At 72.8% G+C, this 18,491-nt stretch carries 12 protein-coding genes and 1 tRNA gene; 7 read left to right on the forward strand and 6 right to left on the reverse strand.

All coding sequences use genetic code 11. The annotated features are described in order from the left end of the window. Positions 1-279: 279 nt before the first annotated feature. Both WJM95_RS13090 and WJM95_RS13095 read right to left on the reverse strand, forming a co-directional pair. Positions 280-2,859, reverse strand: coding sequence for an FtsX-like permease family protein (locus tag WJM95_RS13090; protein ID WP_339129808.1), 2,580 nt, complete (start codon positions 2,857-2,859; stop codon positions 280-282). Beyond that, positions 2,856-3,644, reverse strand: a complete 789-nt coding sequence (locus WJM95_RS13095) for an ABC transporter ATP-binding protein (RefSeq protein ID WP_339129809.1) — start codon at positions 3,642-3,644, stop codon at positions 2,856-2,858. Before WJM95_RS13095 ends, WJM95_RS13090 begins: the two co-directional genes overlap by 4 nt. A gap of 452 nt (positions 3,645-4,096) precedes the next feature. Here WJM95_RS13095 and WJM95_RS13100 point away from each other — a divergent pair, with 452 nt between their 5' ends. The 3 genes from WJM95_RS13100 to WJM95_RS13110 all read left to right on the forward strand — a co-directional run bounded on the left by WJM95_RS13100 (position 4,097) and on the right by WJM95_RS13110 (position 8,156). Beyond that, complete coding sequence (locus WJM95_RS13100) at positions 4,097-5,620, forward strand: MFS transporter (protein ID WP_339129811.1); 1,524 nt, start codon at positions 4,097-4,099, stop codon at positions 5,618-5,620. Between the two features lie 347 nt (positions 5,621-5,967). Beyond that, a complete protein-coding gene (locus WJM95_RS13105; protein ID WP_339129812.1) occupies positions 5,968-6,525 on the forward strand; it encodes a DUF485 domain-containing protein in 558 nt (185 codons plus the stop codon). Beyond that, entirely contained in the window at positions 6,522-8,156 is a 1,635-nt protein-coding gene (locus WJM95_RS13110; RefSeq protein WP_339129813.1) for a cation acetate symporter, read from the forward strand. Before WJM95_RS13105 ends, WJM95_RS13110 begins: the two co-directional genes overlap by 4 nt. Before the next feature lie 148 nt (positions 8,157-8,304). Here the strand turns inward: WJM95_RS13110 and WJM95_RS13115 are convergent, their stop codons facing one another. The 3 genes from WJM95_RS13115 to WJM95_RS13125 form a co-directional block, all read right to left on the reverse strand. Then, a complete protein-coding gene (locus tag WJM95_RS13115) occupies positions 8,305-9,192 on the reverse strand; it encodes a cellulose-binding protein (protein ID WP_339129814.1) in 888 nt (295 codons plus the stop codon). Positions 9,193-9,453: 261 nt separating this feature from the next. Further along, a complete protein-coding gene (locus tag WJM95_RS13120; protein WP_339129816.1) occupies positions 9,454-12,207 on the reverse strand; it encodes an SUKH-4 family immunity protein in 2,754 nt (917 codons plus the stop codon). Positions 12,208-12,214: 7 nt separating this feature from the next. Further along, a complete protein-coding gene (locus WJM95_RS13125) occupies positions 12,215-13,240 on the reverse strand; it encodes an SMI1/KNR4 family protein (RefSeq protein ID WP_339129817.1) in 1,026 nt (341 codons plus the stop codon). 232 nt (positions 13,241-13,472) lie between these two features. Between WJM95_RS13125 and WJM95_RS13130 the strand changes: the two genes are divergently transcribed. Further along, on the forward strand, positions 13,473-13,976 hold the full coding sequence (locus tag WJM95_RS13130) for a YwqJ-related putative deaminase (protein ID WP_339129818.1): 504 nt from the start codon (positions 13,473-13,475) through the stop codon (positions 13,974-13,976). 76 nt (positions 13,977-14,052) lie between these two features. Beyond that, positions 14,053-14,583 carry an SUKH-3 domain-containing protein gene (locus tag WJM95_RS13135; RefSeq protein ID WP_339129819.1) on the forward strand — a complete coding sequence of 177 codons (531 nt, stop codon included), beginning with the start codon at positions 14,053-14,055 and terminating at the stop codon, positions 14,581-14,583. Positions 14,584-15,194: 611 nt separating this feature from the next. On the opposite strand, the gene WJM95_RS13140 is transcribed toward WJM95_RS13135, so the two are convergent. Then, on the reverse strand, positions 15,195-16,505 hold the full coding sequence (locus WJM95_RS13140; protein ID WP_339129820.1) for a histidine kinase: 1,311 nt from the start codon (positions 16,503-16,505) through the stop codon (positions 15,195-15,197). Positions 16,506-16,775: 270 nt separating this feature from the next. On the opposite strand from WJM95_RS13140, the gene WJM95_RS13145 reads away from it, so the two are divergent. Both WJM95_RS13145 and glmU read left to right on the forward strand, forming a co-directional pair. Continuing rightward, positions 16,776-16,847, forward strand: a tRNA-Gln gene (locus WJM95_RS13145). Between the two features lie 134 nt (positions 16,848-16,981). Continuing rightward, the gene (glmU, locus tag WJM95_RS13150) at positions 16,982-18,430 is read left to right on the forward strand and encodes a bifunctional UDP-N-acetylglucosamine diphosphorylase/glucosamine-1-phosphate N-acetyltransferase GlmU (protein WP_339129822.1); all 1,449 of its coding nucleotides are present in this window, start codon (positions 16,982-16,984) and stop codon (positions 18,428-18,430) included. Positions 18,431-18,491: the final 61 nt, after the last annotated feature.

Here is an 18,491-nt window from a genome sequence, read left to right on the forward strand (position 1 = left end):
CATCCCGGGGAGTGGGCAACGCGAGACGCCCGACACGTGGGACGGGCCGGGGGCATCCAGCCTACGACTCCGCGCCCGCCCGCGCGTGACCGTCGGCCGAGGGTCAGGCCCCGCGGGGTGACCACCGGGCACCGCGGCCCCGCCGCGTCCGCCGGACCGGACCGCTCCCCGGACGCGCCGCGGGGCCCGGTCCGGGGAGAGTGTGTCTCCCCGGACCGGGCCCCGCGGGGCCACCGCGACCCCCGTCCACGGTGGCCCCTTCGACCGCCCGACGGACCGCTAGTCGGTGGCGATCGCGTTCAGTACGTTCATCCGGCCCGCCCGGAACGCCGGGATCAGGGCGGCGAACAGGCCCACGAAGGCCGAGCCGACGAAGACCGCGATGATGGTCGGCCAGGGGATCTCCAGGACGTTCAGTCCCTCCAGGGCGAGGAGCTTCTGGGCGGTCGCGCCCCAGCCCATGCCCAGGCCGAGGCCCAGCAGCGCGCCGAAGAGGGCGATGACCACCGACTCCATCCGGATCATGCGGCGCAGCTGGCGGCGCGAGAGGCCGATGGCCCGCATCAGGCCGATCTCCCTGGTGCGCTCGACCACGGAGAGGGCGAGGGTGTTCACCACGCCGAGGACCGCGACGATGATCGCGAGGGCCAGCAGGCCGTAGATCAGGTTCAGCATCTGGCCGATCTGGTCCTTCAGGGCCTGCTTGTAGTCCGTCTGGTCGCGCACCTGGTACTGCGGGTAGTCGTGCAGGGAGGACTTCAGGGCCTTGTACGCGGTGGCCTGCTGCCCGTCCTTGGCCGAGGCGAACACCATCGCGTCCAGCGGCATCTTGTCGGCCGGCACGTACTTGGCGAGCGTGGCGATGGACATGTACTTGGCGCCCTTGTCGATGACGGCGTCACTGCTGGTGATGGCCCGGACCGTCAGGTCGGCGGTGGCGCCGCCCTTGAAGGCGATCTTGATCTTCGACCCGAGGTGGATGCCGTGCGCCTTGGCGAAGTTCTCGTGCACGGACATCGAGTCGGGCAGGTAGGCGTCCTGGAGCTTGCCGGCGACCGTCTTGGTACGCAGGTCGGTGGCGTACGAGGGATCGGCCGCCGTGATGTCGGTGTTCTTGAGCGTCTTGCCGTCGGGGGTCGTGTAGTCGCCCTCGGTGGCCTTGTACTCGGTGACGCGGGCCAGCCCCGGCGTCTTCTTCACGGCCTGCACGGCCTGCGGGGTGAACGGCTGCCCCTTGTCGTTCTGGATGATGAAGTCCGTGCCGACGGTCTTGTCGAGCTGGTCGGTGGCGGAGGCGACCATGGAGGAGCCGACCACCGACAGGCAGGCGACCAGCGCGAGGCCGATCATCAGGGCGGCGCCGGTGGCACCGGTGCGGCGCGGGTTGCGCAGCGCGTTGCGCTCGGCCATCCGTCCCACCGGACCGAAGGCCCGCAGCAGGACGGCGCCGAGGACGCGCACCACACCGCTCGCGAGCAGCGGGCCGATCACGACGAACCCGAGCAGGCTGAGCACCACGCCGAGTCCGAGCCACATCGAGCCCTGGCTCGCCTTGCTCGCGTCGGCGGCGAGGTAGAGGCCGTAGCCGCCCGCGCCGGTGAGGAGCAGACCGAGGACGGCCCGTACGACACCGGCCTTCGCGTCGGCGGGGGCGCCGGCGTCGCGCAGGGCGGCCATCGGGGAGACCTTGCCGGCGCGGCGGGCGGGCAGGTAGGCGGCCAGGACCGTGACCACGATGCCCAGCACCATGCCGATGACCGGGGTCGTCCAGGCCACCGTCAGATCGTCGGTGGACAGGTTCATGCCGGTCATGCTCATGAGCTTCATCAGCCCGACGGCGATGCCGATGCCCGCGCCGACCCCGAGGGCCGATCCGGTCACGCCGAGGAACAGCGCCTCGACCAGGACCGAGCGGTTGACCTGCTTGCGGCTGGAGCCGATGGCCCGCATCAGACCGATCTCGCGGGTGCGCTGGGCGACCAGCATCGAGAAGGTGTTGATGATGAGGAAGATGCCGACCAGGAAGGCGATCCCGGCGAAGCCGAGCATCGCGTACTTCATGACGTCCAGGAAGCTGCCCACGTCCTTGCGGTTGGCGTCGGCGGTCTCCTTGGCGGTCTGCACCTTGTAGTGGCCGCCGGTCGCGGCCGTCACGTCCTGCTTGAGCCGGGCGTCGCTGACGCCGGCGGCCGCGGTGACGTTGACGTTCGTGTAGACGCCGCTCTGTCCGACGAGCGTCTTCTGGGCGGTCGGCGTGTCCAGGTAGAAGATCGCCGCGCCGGGGTTGGTGACGGTGAAGGTGGCGATGCCGGAGATCTTCGCGGTGTGGGTGCCGACCGCGCTGATCACGCCGATCTCGTCGCCGAGCTTCAGGTGGTGCTTGTCGGCGGTGTCCGCGTCGATCATCACCTGGCCGGAGCCCTTGGGCGCCGCGCCGGAGGTCACCTTCATGGTGCGGGCCTCGTTGGCGTTCCAGCTGCCGACGATGGTGGGCGCGCCGCTGGAGGGCGACAGGCTGTCCTTGTCCGCGTCGACGACGGTCACGGCGCTGGAGAAGACGGTGCCCTCCGCCGACTTCACGCCGGGCGCCGACCGCACCTTGGCGAGGACCGAGGCGGGCATGACCGGCGGCTTGCCGTTGTCGGACGTCGTCTCGCCGGTGTCCGAGGCGCTCTTGGCGCTCACCGTCACATCGGACGAGGTGGCCGCGAAGAGCTTGTCGAACGTCGTGTTCATCGTGTCGCTGAACACCAGCGTGCCGCAGACGAAGGCCACCGACAGCAGGACGGCGACGGCCGACAGGGCCATGCGTCCCTTGTGCGCGAAGAAGTTGCGCATCGAGGTCTTGAGGACGGTCATGACGTCCGCCCGCGGGAGTCGAAGTCCTTCATGCGGTCCAGGACCTGATCGGCCGTCGGCTGGTGCATCTCGTCGACGATCCTGCCGTCCGCGAGATACAGCACCCGGTCCGCGTACGAGGCCGCCACCGGGTCGTGCGTGACCATCACGATGGTCTGGCCGAGCTCGTCCACCGAGCGCCGCAGGAAGCCCAGCACCTCGGCGCCGGCCCGGGAGTCGAGGTTTCCGGTCGGCTCGTCACCGAAGATGATCTCGGGGCGGGCCGCCAGCGCCCGCGCCACCGCGACGCGCTGCTGCTGGCCGCCGGAGAGCTGGGTCGGACGGTGCTTGAGCCGGTCCTTGAGCCCGACCGTGTCCACGACCTGGTTCAGCCAGGCCCGGTCGGGCTTGCGGCCCGCGATGTCCATGGGGAGCGTGATGTTCTCCAGGGCGTTGAGCGTGGGCAGCAGGTTGAACGCCTGGAAGATGAAACCGATCCGGTCCCGGCGCAGCTGCGTCAGCTTCTTGTCCTTGAGCCCGGTGATCTCGGTCTCGTCCAGGAAGATCTGGCCGGAGGTGACGGTGTCGAGCCCGGCGAGGCAGTGCATCAGGGTGGACTTGCCCGACCCCGAGGGACCCATGATCGCGGTGAACCGGCCCCGCGCGATGTCCACGTCGACCTGGTCGAGGGCGACCACACGGGTCTCCCCCGACCCGTACGCCTTGACGACCTGTCGCGCCCGCGCGGCGACGGCCGTACGCCCTCCAGTGCCCTCGTGCCTGGGAATGCTTACAGCCGATGTCACGGTATGTCTCCTAAGTCGGCCGACAGGGGGACCTGCCGGGCTGCGAAAGTCTGCGAGCGGGTACGACGGGCCGCGGACGTCCACGCTGTTCGGACGCCGTGCGCCGGCCACATCGTCAAGTCTGGTGCCGGGAAGGGGTCGTGCGCGCTGGTGCACGACCCCGTCTTCTGCTGGGGAAAACCCCACCCCCGTGGGTGCGGTCCTCACGACCCGAACGCGCTCCCGACGACGTAAGACCAGGTTAAGAACGGCTTCGGCCGGTCTCCTCCTCCGACGGGACGAACCCTCCCCGAGCCCTGGTACGGAGGTCCCCCTAGGGGTTCTCCACCCTCCGGCGGACACCACCTCGGGGTCGGCTCCACCCCGGGGCCCGCAGAGCCTCCACCCTCCCCCCGCGTGGGGCCCAAGTGGGAAGCTGTCCCCGGCCGACAGGTGCAGGGGGAAGGAATCCCGTGGGCAAGGGGAACACCGGGACACCGGTCGTACGCGAGCACACCGTCCCGACCGACCGGACCGAAACCCGGCGGCGGCGCGCGGTCGTCGCCGCGCTCATGCTGGCGATGGCGCTCGCCGCCCTCGACTCCACCGTCGTGTCCACCGCCGTTCCGCAGATCGTCGGCGACCTCGGCGGATTCTCCGTCTTCTCCTGGCTGTTCTCGGGCTATCTGCTCGCCGTCACGGTCACCCTCCCCGTCTACGGCAAGCTCTCCGACACCTTCGGCCGCAAACCGGTCCTCGTGGCGGGCGCCGCGCTCTTCCTGCTCGGCTCGCTGCTGTGCGCCACCGCCTGGAACATGGCCGCGCTCATCGCCTTCCGCGTCGTGCAGGGCCTGGGCGGCGGCGCCCTCCAGGGCACCGTGCAGACCCTGGCCGCCGATCTGTACCCGCTCGGAGAACGCCCGAAGATCCAGGCCAGGCTGTCCACCGTGTGGGCGGTCTCGGCGATCGCGGGTCCCGCCCTGGGCGGAGCCCTCGCGGCGTACGCCGACTGGCGCTGGATCTTCCTCGTCAACCTGCCGGTCGGCGCCCTCGCCCTGTGGCTGATCGTCCGTCATCTGCGCGAGCCCCGGCGGGCCGTCCCCGACCGGCGGCCGCGGATCGACTGGGCGGGCGCCCTCGCGGTGTTCGCCTGCGGCGGTGTCCTGCTGACCGCGCTGGTGCAGGGCGGTGTCGCCTGGGACTGGCTCTCCGCCCCCTCGCTCGCCCTGTTCGCCACGGGCGCGTGCCTCCTCGCCGTCGTCGTGACCGTGGAGCGCCGGGCCGCGGAACCGATCATCCCGGGCTGGGTGTGGCGCCGCCGCACGATCGCCGCGGTCAACCTCGCGCTCGGCGCACTGGGACTGCTGATGGTCGCGCCGACGGTCTTCCTTCCCACCTACGCGCAGGCGGTCCTCGGCCTCGCCCCGGTCTCCGCCGGATTCGTGCTCTCCGTCTGGACGCTGAGCTGGCCGGTGTCGGCGGCGCTCAGCCAGCACGTCTACCGCCGTATCGGCTTCCGGAACACCGCGATGCTCGGCATCGCCGCCGCGGGCCTGCTCCTGCTCGCCTTCCCCTTCCTGCCCGTCCCCGGCCGGCCGTGGCAGCCCGCGCTGCTGATGCTGCTGCTCGGGGGCGCGCTCGGACTCTTCCAGCTCCCCCTGATCATCGGCGTCCAGTCCACCGTCGGATGGGCCGAACGCGGGACGACCACCGCCTCCGTCCTGTTCTGCCGGCAGACCGGACAGACCCTGGGGGCCGCCCTGTTCGGCGCCGTCGCCAACGGGGTGCTGGCCGCCGGGCTCGGCGGGGCCGGTGATCTCGACGCGGTCACCCGCGCCCTGAACTCGGGCGCCCCGGCGCGGCAGTTGCGAGGCGCGGTCGCCGACGCGGTCCACGCCGTCTATCTGGGCGCCGCCGGTGCCGCGGCCCTCGCCTTCCTGGTCCTGCTGCTCCTCGCGCCGCGCCGCTTCCCCGTGATCGAGGACCCCGCGGACTGACCCCGGCCGCGGACGCCCGGACGAACCGGAGCCGCGGACGCCCGGACGAACCGGCGCGGCCGACGCCCGGAAGGACCGGCGCGGCCCGCGTCCGGAGCGGCCGGCACGCCCGCCGCACGTCACACCCGCTTCCCTCACGTGAGGACCAGAGATCCTCCAGGGCGACTCCAGCAGAACTTCACAGGTAAACGCGGGTAACACCCCAGGTCACCGAAGTAAGCGCGTACCGACCGCCCAGTTCGGCGAAACGGTCGCGCGGCCCCGCTACCTACGAGTAGCGTGCGCGCTGCTCACCCCCCGCTCCCTGCGGTCCCGCCCCGGACCCGAGCCACGCAAGGAGAACCGGGATGCCCGACCCGTTCGCGTCCCCCGAACACCCAAGGCCCCATCAGCACCGACCGCACCAGGACTCCTACCAGCCGCCCCCGGCCCCACGAGCACCCCTGTACCAGCCGTACGACCCGTACACGGACGACCCGTCGCACTCCGCGTATCCGCCGCCCGAGCCGCCCCCCGACCCCACCCGGCTGACCTACCCCTGGCAGCCCCGGCCGCGGCCGCCCGAGCCCCCGCAACCGCGGGTGCCGCGCCACCGGCCGCTCGGACAGCACAGCGACATCAGGGTCCTGCGCGGCGCCTACCGCCGCCAGCGCCGCGTCGCGAGCCTCACGGCCCTCGGCTACTTCACCCTTTTCCTCATCCTGTCGGCCTTCGCCCCGTCGCTGATGACCAGCACCGTGTCCGGCGGACTGTCGACCGGGCTGCTGCTCGGCCTGCTCCAGGTCCCCGTCACCTGCCTGGCCATCGCCCTGTACGAGCACTCCGCGCGCCGGCGCCTCGACCCGATCGCGGACCGGATCCGCAGACAGAGCGAACTCGACGCGAAGAGGGGGGCGGGACGATGACCGGCTTCACCACGTCCGCGCAGACCATGTCACTCGTGGCGTTCACGGCCGTCGCCACCGTCACCCTGCTGCTGTGCGTCATGACCGGCCCCGACCGCGACGACCTGGACGAGTTCTACACCGGCTACGGATCGCTCTCCCCGATGCGCAACGGCCTCGCCATCGCCGGGGACTACATCTCCGCGGCGAGCGTGCTCGGCACCGGCGGCGTGATCGCCCTGGCCGGCTACGACGGTGTGGTCCTCGCGCTGAGCACGGCCCTGTCCCTGGTGCTGCTGATGTTCCTGCTGGCCGAACCGCTGCGCAACGCCGGGCGGTTCACCATGGGCGACGCGCTCGCACGGCGCACGCCCGGCCGCGCCGTCCGCAACACGGCCTGCGCGGTGACCATCGTGGCGCTGCTGCCGCTGATGCTCGTCCAACTGGCGGGCGCGGGCGACCTGCTGGCGTTCATCCTCGGCTTCTCCGCCGACTCCCTCAAGACCGGCTGCATCATCGGCCTCGGCGCGCTGATGATCAGTTACGCGGCGATCGGCGGCATGAAGGGCACCGCCCTCATCCAGATCCTCAAGATCGTGATGCTGCTCGGCTCGGGCACCGTGGTCGCCGTGCTCGTCCTCCAGCGCTTCGACTGGAACCCCGGCAGCCTGCTGACCGCGGCCGCCGGCAACAGCGGTGTGGGCAAGGCCTTCCTGCACTCCGGCCTCCAGTTCGCGGGCGGCGCCAGCCCACGCCTGGACATGATCACCTCGGAGCTGACGGTCGTCCTCGGCGGCGCCTGCCTCCCCCACATCACCATGCGCATGTACACCGCGGACAGCGCCCGCCAGGTGCGCAGGTCGCTCTCCTGGGCGATCCCCTGCGTGGCCCTGTTCGTCCTGATCGTCAGCGTCATCGGCTTCGGCGCCACGGCCATGATCGGCCGCGACGCGATCGCGGCGGCCGATCCGCAGGGCAACACGGCCTATCTGCTGGGCTCCCGGGCGGCCTTCGGCGGTTCGGTCTCGACTGCCGAGACCCTGCTGTTCACCACGGTCACGACGGCGATCTTCCTCACGCTGCTCGCGTCCGTCGCCGGGATGATCCTGGCCTGCGCCAACTCCCTGGCCCACGACCTGTTCGCGCACAGCCGGTTCTTCCGCGGACGGCGCCGGGGCGACGCGCTCTCCCCGCGCCGCGAGATGCTCCTCGCCCGTCTCTCGGCGCTGGCCGTGGGGGTGCCCGCCGTACTGCTCTCCACCCTCGCCCAGCACCACAGCCTTCAGCCCCTGGTCACCCTCTCCTTCTGCATCGGCGCCTCCGCGATCGCGCCCGCGCTCGTCTACAGCCTCTTCTGGCGCCGCTACACCCGCACGGGCCTGCTCGCCACGCTGATCGGCGGCACCCTCACCGTCCTCGTCCTCATGCCCGGCACCAACCTCGTCTCCGGCTCCCCGATCGCCGCGTTCCCGAACGCCGACTTCAACTGGTTCCCGTTCACCACGACCGGCATCGTCTCGATCCCGCTGGGCTTCGCCTACGGCTGGCTCGGAACGATGGCCTCGGGCCGCCGCGCGGCGGAGGAACAGCGCAGGCAGTACGAGGCGGTGGAGGGCTGGATCCTGGCGGGAGCGATACGAAAGGGCCGGTGAACCCGGCCGGGACGACGGGACGACGGGGGCGGACGCAGCCGACCGAGACGGGCGGGCGGGCGGGTGGGAAACCCGCCGCGGAGCGGCGCGGAGGCACCGCGGAGCGGGCGGGACAGGGCCGCGGAGTGGGGGAGCGGCGGAGTGGGGGCTACTCCGCCGGGGCCCGCCCGGTGAGCGACGTGAGACTGCTGCGTACGTGGTCCATATGGGCCCGTACGTGATCCCACCGCTCCCCGTGCTCACGCAGCACCCGATCGGTCTCCCGGGCGATCCGCTCCTCACAGACGCGCGCCTCGGCGACCAGCCCACCCGCACGAGCGGCGGCGTCCTCCTGCTGGTGCCGGTCCCACTCCCTCGCCTCCGCGAGCCCCCGCTCGGCCCGCGCGAGCGACTCCTGCGCACGCGCCTCGCGTTCGACCCGGCCCGCCTCGGACGCGGCCTCACGCTCGGCGGCGGCCCGCTCGAACTCCGCCGACCGGACGGTGTGTTCCGCCTCCTGAGCGGCGACCAGGGCCTCCGCCCTCCCCCGTACCTGCCGCAGCACCGTGAGCACCTCCCCGCGGTTCTCCTTCACCTCGCGCCGCGCGGAGACCCGTACCTCGTCGGCCTCGGCCCGCGCGTCGAGCAGCCGCCGCAGGGCCCACTCCTCCGCCTCGTCGCGCACCTCGCCCGCGTACACCCGCGCGGCCTCCCGCACGTCCCGCCCCACCGCCTCGGCCGTCTCGGCCTCCGCGCGGACCTCCCGCCGGGCCTCCTCCAGCAGGGCCGCGGCCTCCTGCTCGCCGAGTTCGAAGATCCGCCGTGCCCGCTCGCCGAGCTCCTCGTACGTCTGCGGGGCGAGCCGCGTCACGGCCTCCCGCAGCCGCTCGGCCTCGGCCTCCATGTCCTTGGCCAGCACGGTGAGCCGGGCGGCCCGCTCCCAGGCGACGTCGCGGTCCCGGGAGAGCGCGGCGGCGTACCCGTCGACCTGTTCGGGACGGTAGCCACGCCCCCGTACGGCCACGAAGCCGTACGGCGACACCGGTGTGCTGCTCATCCTTGGACCCCTCTCCGCCCGACACACACGAAAAGACGATTTCGCGCACATCTTGATGGATCACGCGGAAGTGTTCATAACGCGACACTCCGCCCGCCCATTCGGCCCGAGACGGGTCAGGCTCGTGACATTTGAGGTCAGCGGCCCCGGTACGCACGAAAGAGGCGCCCGGCCCCTGACCCGGGCCGAGCGCCTTCTCCGTACCGCCGTCGTCCTCCTGGCCCGGCCGGTCCTTCAGCCGGCCGGGCCTGGAGCAATCCGTCAGAGCAGTCCGTCCCACATCTCTTCCAGCAGGACCGACCACCAGCTCTCCGGGGAGGCCAGGGCCGCCGGGTCGAGCGAGGCGAGCTGGGCCTGGAAGTCGACGGTCCAGCGGCCCGCCTGCTCCTGGTTGAGGCCGAACCGCAGCCGCCACATCCGGCCGAGCAGGGCCAGACAGCGCGCGAACTCGGGCAGCCCGGTGTTCACGAACTGCGGCGGCACCGGGGCTCCCCCGGGACCGGCCTCCACCGGTACGGCGACGATGTTCGCCGTGCCGTACTGGACACAGATCGCCTTGCCGAAGTCGCTGCCCATGACGAGGTACGAGCCCGCGTCCTGGGAAGCCGGCACCCCACGCTCCTGCGCGAGTTCGGCCAGGGTGGGCACCGGACGGCCCGGCTGGGCCTGCGCCCAGAAGAACGGCCCCATGTCGACCGGCAGTCCGGCCACGACCAGGACGTGCGCGACGATCGGCGGCACGCCCTGACGCGACACGGCCGCCTGGTCGAACCGGAACATGCCCGGCCCGAACGCCGCAGCCAGCTCCTGCGCGATCGCCTCCGGCGGGATCGGCGGCGAGGGCTGCACCGGCGGGATCGGCGCCCGCACCGGCGCCGGACGCGCCGGTCCGTCCGCGACCTGGTGCAACTCACCCTGGTGTGCGAGGAGTTGGTGCATCCCCTGCTGACGGCTCGCGTGGTCCGTGCCGTACGGGGCGATGCTCGTGATCCGCGCCTGCGGGAAGGTCTCCCTGATCATCCGCGCGCAGTACGCGCCCGGCAGCTCACAGGACTCCAACTCCGTGTGCAGTTCCAGCACTTGCTGCGGCGGCACGTTCATCGCCCGCAGCTCGTGCAGGATCTGCCACTCCGGGTGCGGTGTACCCGGAGCGGACCGCCGGATCAGCTGCTGCTCGGAGCCGTCCTGGGCCCGGTAGCGCAGCACGGCCTGATAGCCGGGCCCGACGGTCGGCTGTGCCATCTGCGGATAGCCGTACGCCGGCTGCTGCCCCGGCATGGGCTGCCCGGGCATCGGCTGTCCGGGCAGCGGCTGAGGGCCACCCGGCGGCATACCAGGAGCCTGCGGAGGCGGCGGTGTGCCCGGGCCCCCGACCGGCGGGGCGAACATCGTGGCCGCGTGGTGCACCTCACCGGAGGGCCCGCCCCCGGGGACGCCGGGCGCACCCGGCGGCTGCGGAGCACCGGGGCCGCCCACCGGGGGACCCGCCAGCATCGTCGCGGCGTGGTGCGCTCCGCCCGGGGGTGTGGCGCCCGGCGGAACGGGCGCACCGGGAACGGGCGGCTGCCAGGGGGCGCCGGGCACCCCGGGGGCACCCGGGGGCTGCGGAGCGCCGGGGCCGCCCGCCGGGGGGCCCGCCAGCATCGTGGCGGCGTGGTGGACACCGCCCGGAGGAGGTGTGGCGCCGGGCGGCTGGGGCGCGCCGGGCACCGCCTCGGGTCCGTCGGGCCCGAGCTGCGAGACGAGCTGCGTCGGCACATAGCCGCCCGCGGGCGCACCCGGGGCACCCGGTGCGGGCGGACCGCCCGGCCGCGCGCCGGGAACGCCCGGGGCGCTCGGCGGATGCGGGGCACCGGCCGAGCCACCGCGCGCCGCGCGGGGCGGCTGTGCCTTGCTGGTGGCGGCGTCGGCGATGTCACCGGCGTTCGGGGGCAGCGGCCTCGACGGCGCGGCGGGCGGCGGGGTGCCGGGAGCACCCGGAGCCGAAGGAGCGCCGGGCGGCGGGGTGCCGGGACCGGAGCCCGGACCGTGGGGGAAGCCGTACCCGGGCGCACCCGGAGGCGGTGTCCCCTGCGGTCCGCCGGAGACGGGCGCGCCGGGCGCGCCCTGACCGGCGCCAGGTCCCTGCGGATAGCCGTAGGCCGCGGTGTCCGCCAGTCCGTGGCCCTGCGAGTCGGACGGCACGGGGGAGTTCGGGGGGCCGGCCACGGGCGACACCGTCGTACGCGGAAGCCGGCTGCCGCCGGACATCATGGCGGTCTGGTCGTACGCGGCACCGGGCGGCGGGGTGCGCACGTCGTCGACGTCCGTCAGCGGCGGAGCGAACACGGTCGCGGGCAGCGGTACGGAACGGTCGTCACCGGGATCGGCGTTCGTGTCCGTGCCCGCCCACGGGGTCGCGTCGGCGGGAACGTCCCGCGGGACGGGTACGTCGTCGGTCGCGGCGTCGGGCCACGCGGTGGCCCCACCGGCAACCGGCGCCCCACCCGGAGCACCCGGAGCACCCGGAGCACCCGGAGCACCCGGCAGCGAACTCCCGCTCCCGGCGGCCCCGTTGGCGGACCCGCCGGCCGAAGCGGCGGCGGGACGGGAGCCCGCCCCGTCGGAGCCGGACGATCCCGAGCCGGCACGCCGGTCCGGAATCCCCATCTTGTCCGCGGCCTCCTGCAACCACTCCGGAGGACTCAGCAGGAACGACGTCTGGTTCAGGTCGACCCGGGCCGCGGGAGCCGGTGCCGGTTCCGGGGCCCCGGAGGACACCCCGTACTCCTCCTCGTACCGGCGGATGACCTCACCCACCGGCAGCTCGGGCCACAGGGTGGCCTCACCGCTGTCCCGCGCGATGACGAGCCGCTGCCCGCCCCCGTCGGAACGCGGCCCCTCGGCTCGGTCCTCCGCCCATACGACGAAGCCGAGTTCGAACTCGCGCACCCGCACCTCGCGGTGCTGGTACGCGGGCACGTCCCCGTTGATCCATTCTTCCGCGCGCTCCTGCGCCTGCGCGAAGGTCACCATCGCGACGTCACTCCCCCACCGAAGACACCGAGGAGACGGGCACGGCGTGCGCGAAACCGCCGTCCACCATCAGATTCGCCACCGTCTCCAACTCCGGCGGATTTCCGGCCAGCCGGGACAGGAACTGGTCGAAGTCGTCACCGCACGGCAGCAGCAGCCGCTGCACCCGCTCGGCGGCCGGCCACGCGTCCTGGTCACGGGCGTCGTCGAACGCGCAGAACCAGACCGAGCCGATCCGCTCGCCCTTCACCTTCACCGCCAGCAGGCCGCCCTGCACGAACCCGACGCCCAGGTAGTCCTTGGTCAGATGGTCGCGCAGACACTTGTTGACGTACACGAGGTCGTTGACTGCGGCCTCGTCGCGCACGGTGAACAGCGGCTGGTCCACCAGGAGTCCGAGCTCGGCGTCGAGCGCGGCACCCACCGGCGCGCACCCGCCCGCGGCCTTCAGGAACGACCGGTAGGCGCCGGGCAGCCGGTATCCGAGGTCCTCCTCGACCGCCAGCACCTGCTGCTCGGTCACCGCCACCGACGACTTCGGCAGCCCGAAGTGGGCGGGCCGTGTCTCCTGCAACGGCCGCGTCCCGCGCTTGGAATGGTCGACCGCCGCGGTCGCGACGCCGCCGTGGTGACGGAGCAGCGCCTTCACCTCGACCGGCACCAGCTCAAGACGCCGGGTGCCCGCCACGTGGTGCCACGTCCAGCCGTGCGGAGTCGCGACCGAGGGGATCGTGTCCCACAGGTCGTGCCCGGACGCGGCGAGAGCGGCGTTCGCGGAGACGTAGTCCGTGAGCCTCAACTCGTCGACGCCGAAGCCCTCCGGAGGCTCGGCGATCTCCGCCGCGGCACGCGCGTAGAGCGAGAAGTCCGGATAACCGCCCTCGTCGATCCGCACACCTCTGGGGTGGCGCGCTGCCCGGACCGGATCCGGGAAGTGCACGACTTGCCCGGCGTAGGCCGCGTTCGGCGGCGCGGCCTGTCCCCCAGCCTGGGAGCTGGGAGGTGCCCCCAGCCCGAGCCGACCTGTCGTCATGGCGGTTGCCCCCTGTTACGGCGTCTTCAAGAGCTGGATGGAGCGCGGATGTCGACAGCCTATTCGGTTGTACGACACCGGTCACCGGGCCTCCGGTTCCGTGACCAGCCGTCACCCCGCAGTGACCGTATGCCGAAGGCCTGGCGTGTCGCGGCGCCCCAGCTACCGCTCCCGCCACGGCATTTGGCAGTCTGTCTCCGCACCGGGGGATGCACGGGAGGGAAAGACGATCATGAACGCGACGCATACGAGCACGTCCGGGGATCCCCGGGTCGGATGGAGCAGCGCCGAGGCGCTGCACGCGCCCGCCCTGCTGTACCGCCGCGACGGCATACTCCCCACCGTCGCCGCGGCCCTCTCCGTCCGCGGCGCCACCCTGACCGGCACGGCCGCGCGCGGCGACCAGCCACCCGCTCTTCACCCGCTGGTCCAGGACTTCCTCGACACCCTCACGAACGCGCAGCGCGACCGCTTCACCGGCCGCTGCGCCGAGGCCATCCTGATCTCCCGGCAGATCGCCGCCGCCGACGCCGAACGCAGCAAGCGCGCCGGCCGCAAGCCCATGACCAACGGCGAGGCCCGCAAGGCCCTCAAGGGGGCCAAGCTCACCGCGCGCCGCATCCGCGAGGACGGCGACCCGCTGCACGGCAGCTTCGCCGCCCCCTGCCGCTCCTGCACGGCCCTCAGCGGCCACTTCGGCGTCCGCATCGTCGACCCGGCGGCACCCGACGCCTGAACCGCCCCTCCCCCGTACCCGTACGTATGACGGCGTCCCCGACGCCGAGTCCCATCCCTCGACGAACGAAGGGCAGATGCACTCCGAACGCTCCTCCTCCAGCCTCTTCTCCAGACCCGGGCAGGGGGGACCCGCCTCGCGTTTCCCCGAACCCGTGGACGCCGTACTGCGGTCGGCGGGATGGCAGCCGGGACGCTGGGACATAAAGCAGGCCGAGTACTGGGCCGACGAACTGCGCGGACACGAGTCACCGGCCGGGCACCGGCACGCGGTGTTCCCGGCCGCGGTCGAGGCGTGGGCGGAGTTCGGGGGGCTGCGTGTCGGCTCCGCCGGGTCCGGGCGGCAGCTCGCCCCCGCCGTGCTCCATCTCGACCCCCTGCACGGGCTCCACATGGCCCGCACCCTGGGCGATCTGGGGCGCGCGCTCGACACCGAGGTCTGCCCGCTCGGCGAGGAGCCCGACTCCCGCGCGCTGCTCGCCGTCGACGCCGAGGGCCGGGTCTACTCCCTCGACCACACCGGCGACTGGTACCTGGGCCCGCACATCGACGCGGCCCTCACCACCCTCCTCACCGGCACCCCCCCACCCCGCCTGACCACCACCTGAAAACCGCCTCTCGCCCCCTCCGCCCCTACCCAACCCGAACCCGGGGCTCCGCCCCGGACCCCCCACTCCTCAATCCCCGGAGGGGCTGAACGCTCCCCGGAACCCAAAGGGGCGACCCGGCGGAGAGACCACCCCCGGGGCTCCGCCCCAGCCCCCGCTCCTCAAACGCCGGAGGGGCTGAAACCTTCGCCGACCGGGGCTGAAATCGGATGGCTGCGGCCTGGGCCGACGTTGCGGCGGCCTGGGCTGACGTTGCGGCGGCCTGGGCTGACGTTTCGCCGGCCGGGGGCTGAATCTTTCCGCGGCCGGGGCTGACGATGCGCGGGCCGGGGGCTGAAACCTTCTGCGGCCGAGGGCTGAAGCCTTCCGCGGCCGGGGCTGACGATTCGCCGGCCCGGGGGCTGAACCCTTCCGCGGCCGGGGCTGGGAGGTGGACCGGGCACTACGAAGCACCCGCACCCGGAATCGGACGCGAGGGGCCGTGCCGGTACATCGATGCCCGTCGCCACCGACGGTCACACCTCACCCAACGGCGACGGGCTGATGCACCGGCACGGCCCCGACCCACCCACCAAACCGGAGCCGAACCCGCGACGCCGACCCCCGGAGGGCTACGCGGGGATCACCGCCGACACCCGAAACCCACCCGCATCCGTAGGCCCCGAAACGAACACACCCCCGAGCGCGGCCACCCGCTCCTTCATCCCCAGCAGCCCGTTCCCCCCACTGGGCAACCCCACGGACGACCCCGCCCCCGCCTCCGGCGGACACTCGTTCTCCACCTGCATCGCGATCTCGGACACCCGATGCGCCAGCCGGACATACGTCTTGGCCCCCGCCGCGTGCTTGTGCACGTTCGTCAGGGCCTCCTGCACCACCCGGTACGCGGTCTGCTCGATCTCACGGGCGTACGCGCGCAGGTCCCCCTCGACCGACAGCGCCACGACCATCCCGGCCGCCGCGGACTGCCCGATCAGCTCGTCGATCTCGGCCAGACTCGGCCCCTCCCCGCCCCCGGAGTCGCCCGCAGCCCGCGAGGCCGCGGCCGCCGCCGCGGCCCCCACCGCCGCCAGCGGCACCGCGGGCACCCGCCGGTCGAGACCGTCCCCCGTCCGCAGTACCCCCAGCATCTCCCGCAGCTCGGTGAGCGCCTGCCGCCCCATGTCCCCCACCAGGGCGGCGTTCTTCACGGCCTTCTCGGGATCCTTCCGGGCCACCGCCTGAAGCGCCGCCGCGTGCACGACCATCAGGGAGACCCGGTGCGCAACCACGTCGTGCATCTCCCGCGCGATCCGGGTGCGCTCCTCGTTGCGCGCCCACTCCGCCCGCTCCTCCGCCCGCTCCGCGAGCAGCATCAGCTCCCGCTCCAGCGAGTCCGCCCGCTCCCGCAGGCTCTCCATGAGCCGCCGCCTTGCCCCCATGTACAGCCCGAGCAGCACGGGCGGCGCGGTCATCCCGATCGCCGTCGTGATGGAGGCGAACGGGACCAGCCAGTCCCCCATCGGCACGTCCCCGCGCACCACGCTCTGGTGCGCCCGGACGAACGTGACGATCAGCATGCCGGCGAAGGACATCCCGGCCAGGGCGGCGGTGATGCGCCGCGGCAGCTCGGACGCGGCGAGCGTGTAGAGGCCGACGAGTCCCATCAGGAACCCCATCTGGGCGGGCGTGATCGCGATGGACACCAGGACGACCGCGATCGGCCACTTCCGCCGTACCAGCAGTACGGACCCGGAGATCCCCCCGAACGCGACCCCCACCGGTGCGGGCAGTCCCGCGTCGTGCGCGAAGCGGACCCCCTCGCTGCCGCACTCGAACGCGGACGCCAGAGCGAGCCCGCCGTCCAGCACCGCGCTACGCCATCCGACCCACCACCACGGCCCGGTCCCGGCCGCGGTGTGCTCTTCCCCCGTCGTGGTCATGGCTCCAGCGTACGGTTGCGCCCCGGACCATTTCCGGTGAGTTTCTCCGACCGGCCTCCACCACGCCCCGCCGGAATCACCGGCCTCACCGCGCCGCGCATCACCGGCCCCGGGAACTGCGCGGGCCCCCGGGACGGCCGCCGGGACCACGCGGTCATCTGCCGCGCGGGAGGCGCCGAGTTGTACCGTCGCACGGAGGGCATCCGGTACGGCATAGTGTTGGGTGCCGACTCGACGAGCCGACCGAATATCCGGTTCGATCGGGTTCATTCCCCCGTGGTGTAATTGGCAGCACCGTGGCTTTTGGTGCCATTTGTCCGGGTTCGAGTCCTGGCGGGGGAGCCTCGACGCGAGGGAGCCCCGACCGTTCCCGTCTCCCGCGGCGCCCCCTGGCCCCTCTCCCACAGCGCTCCTGTTTCGCCCCGGTATCCTGCGGATGTCCACACCCCAGTCATCCACAGCCGAAGGGCAACCCCGTGAGCGCCATCCGCCCGGCCGCCGTCGTCGTACTCGCAGCGGGTGAGGGCACCCGTATGAAATCGGCCACACCCAAGGTTCTGCACGACATCTGCGGACGCTCGCTCGTCGGCCATGTACTCGCCGCCGCGCGCGAGTTGGACCCCGAGAACCTGGTCGTCGTCGTGGGCCACGCCCGCGAGAAGGTCGTCGGGCATCTCGCGGAGATCGACCCGGGCGTACGGACGGCGGTGCAGGCCGAGCAGAACGGCACCGGGCACGCGGTACGGATGGCCCTCGAAGAGCTCGGCGGCGATGTGGACGGCACGGTCGTCGTGGTCTGCGGCGACACCCCCCTTCTCAGCGGAGCGACCCTGCTCGCGCTGGCCACGGCCCACGGCGCGGACGGCAACGCCGTCACCGTCCTGACCGCCGAGGTCCCCGACGCCACCGGCTACGGCCGCATCGTGCGGGACGGCGCGAGCGGCGCGGTCACCGCGATCGTCGAGCACAAGGACGCGAGCGACTCGCAGCGCGCGATCCGCGAGATCAACTCGGGCGTCTTCGCCTTCGACGGCCGGCTCCTCGCCGACGCGCTCGGCAAGGTGCGCACGGACAACAGCCAGGGCGAGGAGTACCTGACGGACGTCCTCGGGATCCTGCGCGAGGCCGGGCACCGCGTGGGCGCGGCCGTGACCGCCGACCACCGCGAGATCGCCGGCATCAACAACCGCGTCCAGCTCGCCGAGGCCCGCCGCATCCTGAACGACCGGCTGCTCACCCGGGCCATGCTGGCCGGCGTCAGCGTCGTCGACCCCGCGACGACCTGGGTGGACGTGACGGTCACCTTCGAGCAGGACGCGATCGTGCTCCCCGGCACCCAGCTCCAGGGCGCCACGCACGTCGCCGAGGGCGCCGAGGTCGGCCCCAACTGCCGGCTGAAGGACACCCGGGTGGGTGCCGGCGCCCGCGTCGACAACACGGTGGCCGACACCGCCGAGGTGGGCCCCGAGGCGAAGGTGGGCCCGTTCGCCTATCTGCGTCCGGGCACGCGGATCGGCCCGAAGGCGAAGGTCGGCACGTACGTCGAGACGAAGAACGCGACGATCGGCGAGGGGACGAAGATCCCGCACCTGTCGTACGTGGGGGACGCCACGATCGGCGAGTACTCGAACATCGGTGCCGCGAGTGTGTTCGTGAACTACGACGGGCAGGACAAGCACCACACGACGATCGGCTCGCACTGCCGTACGGGTTCGGACAACATGTTTGTGGCTCCTGTCACGGTCGGGGACGGCGCGTACACCGCGGCGGGCTCCGTGATCACCAAGGACGTACCGCCCGGTTCGCTGGCCGTGGCCCGCGGTCAGCAGCGGAATATCGAGGGCTGGGTGGCCCGCAAGCGTCCCGGAAGCGCCGCCGCGAAGGCCGCGGAGACCGCCTCCCGGGATCCGGAAGGCGAAGGCTGACCGGAAAACGGCACGTCCGGGACGGCGTACCGTGATAAGTGCAGACCCGCACCCCTGCTGA

This window comes from Streptomyces sp. f51 (genome assembly GCF_037940415.1).
Lineage (GTDB): Bacteria > Actinomycetota > Actinomycetes > Streptomycetales > Streptomycetaceae > Streptomyces.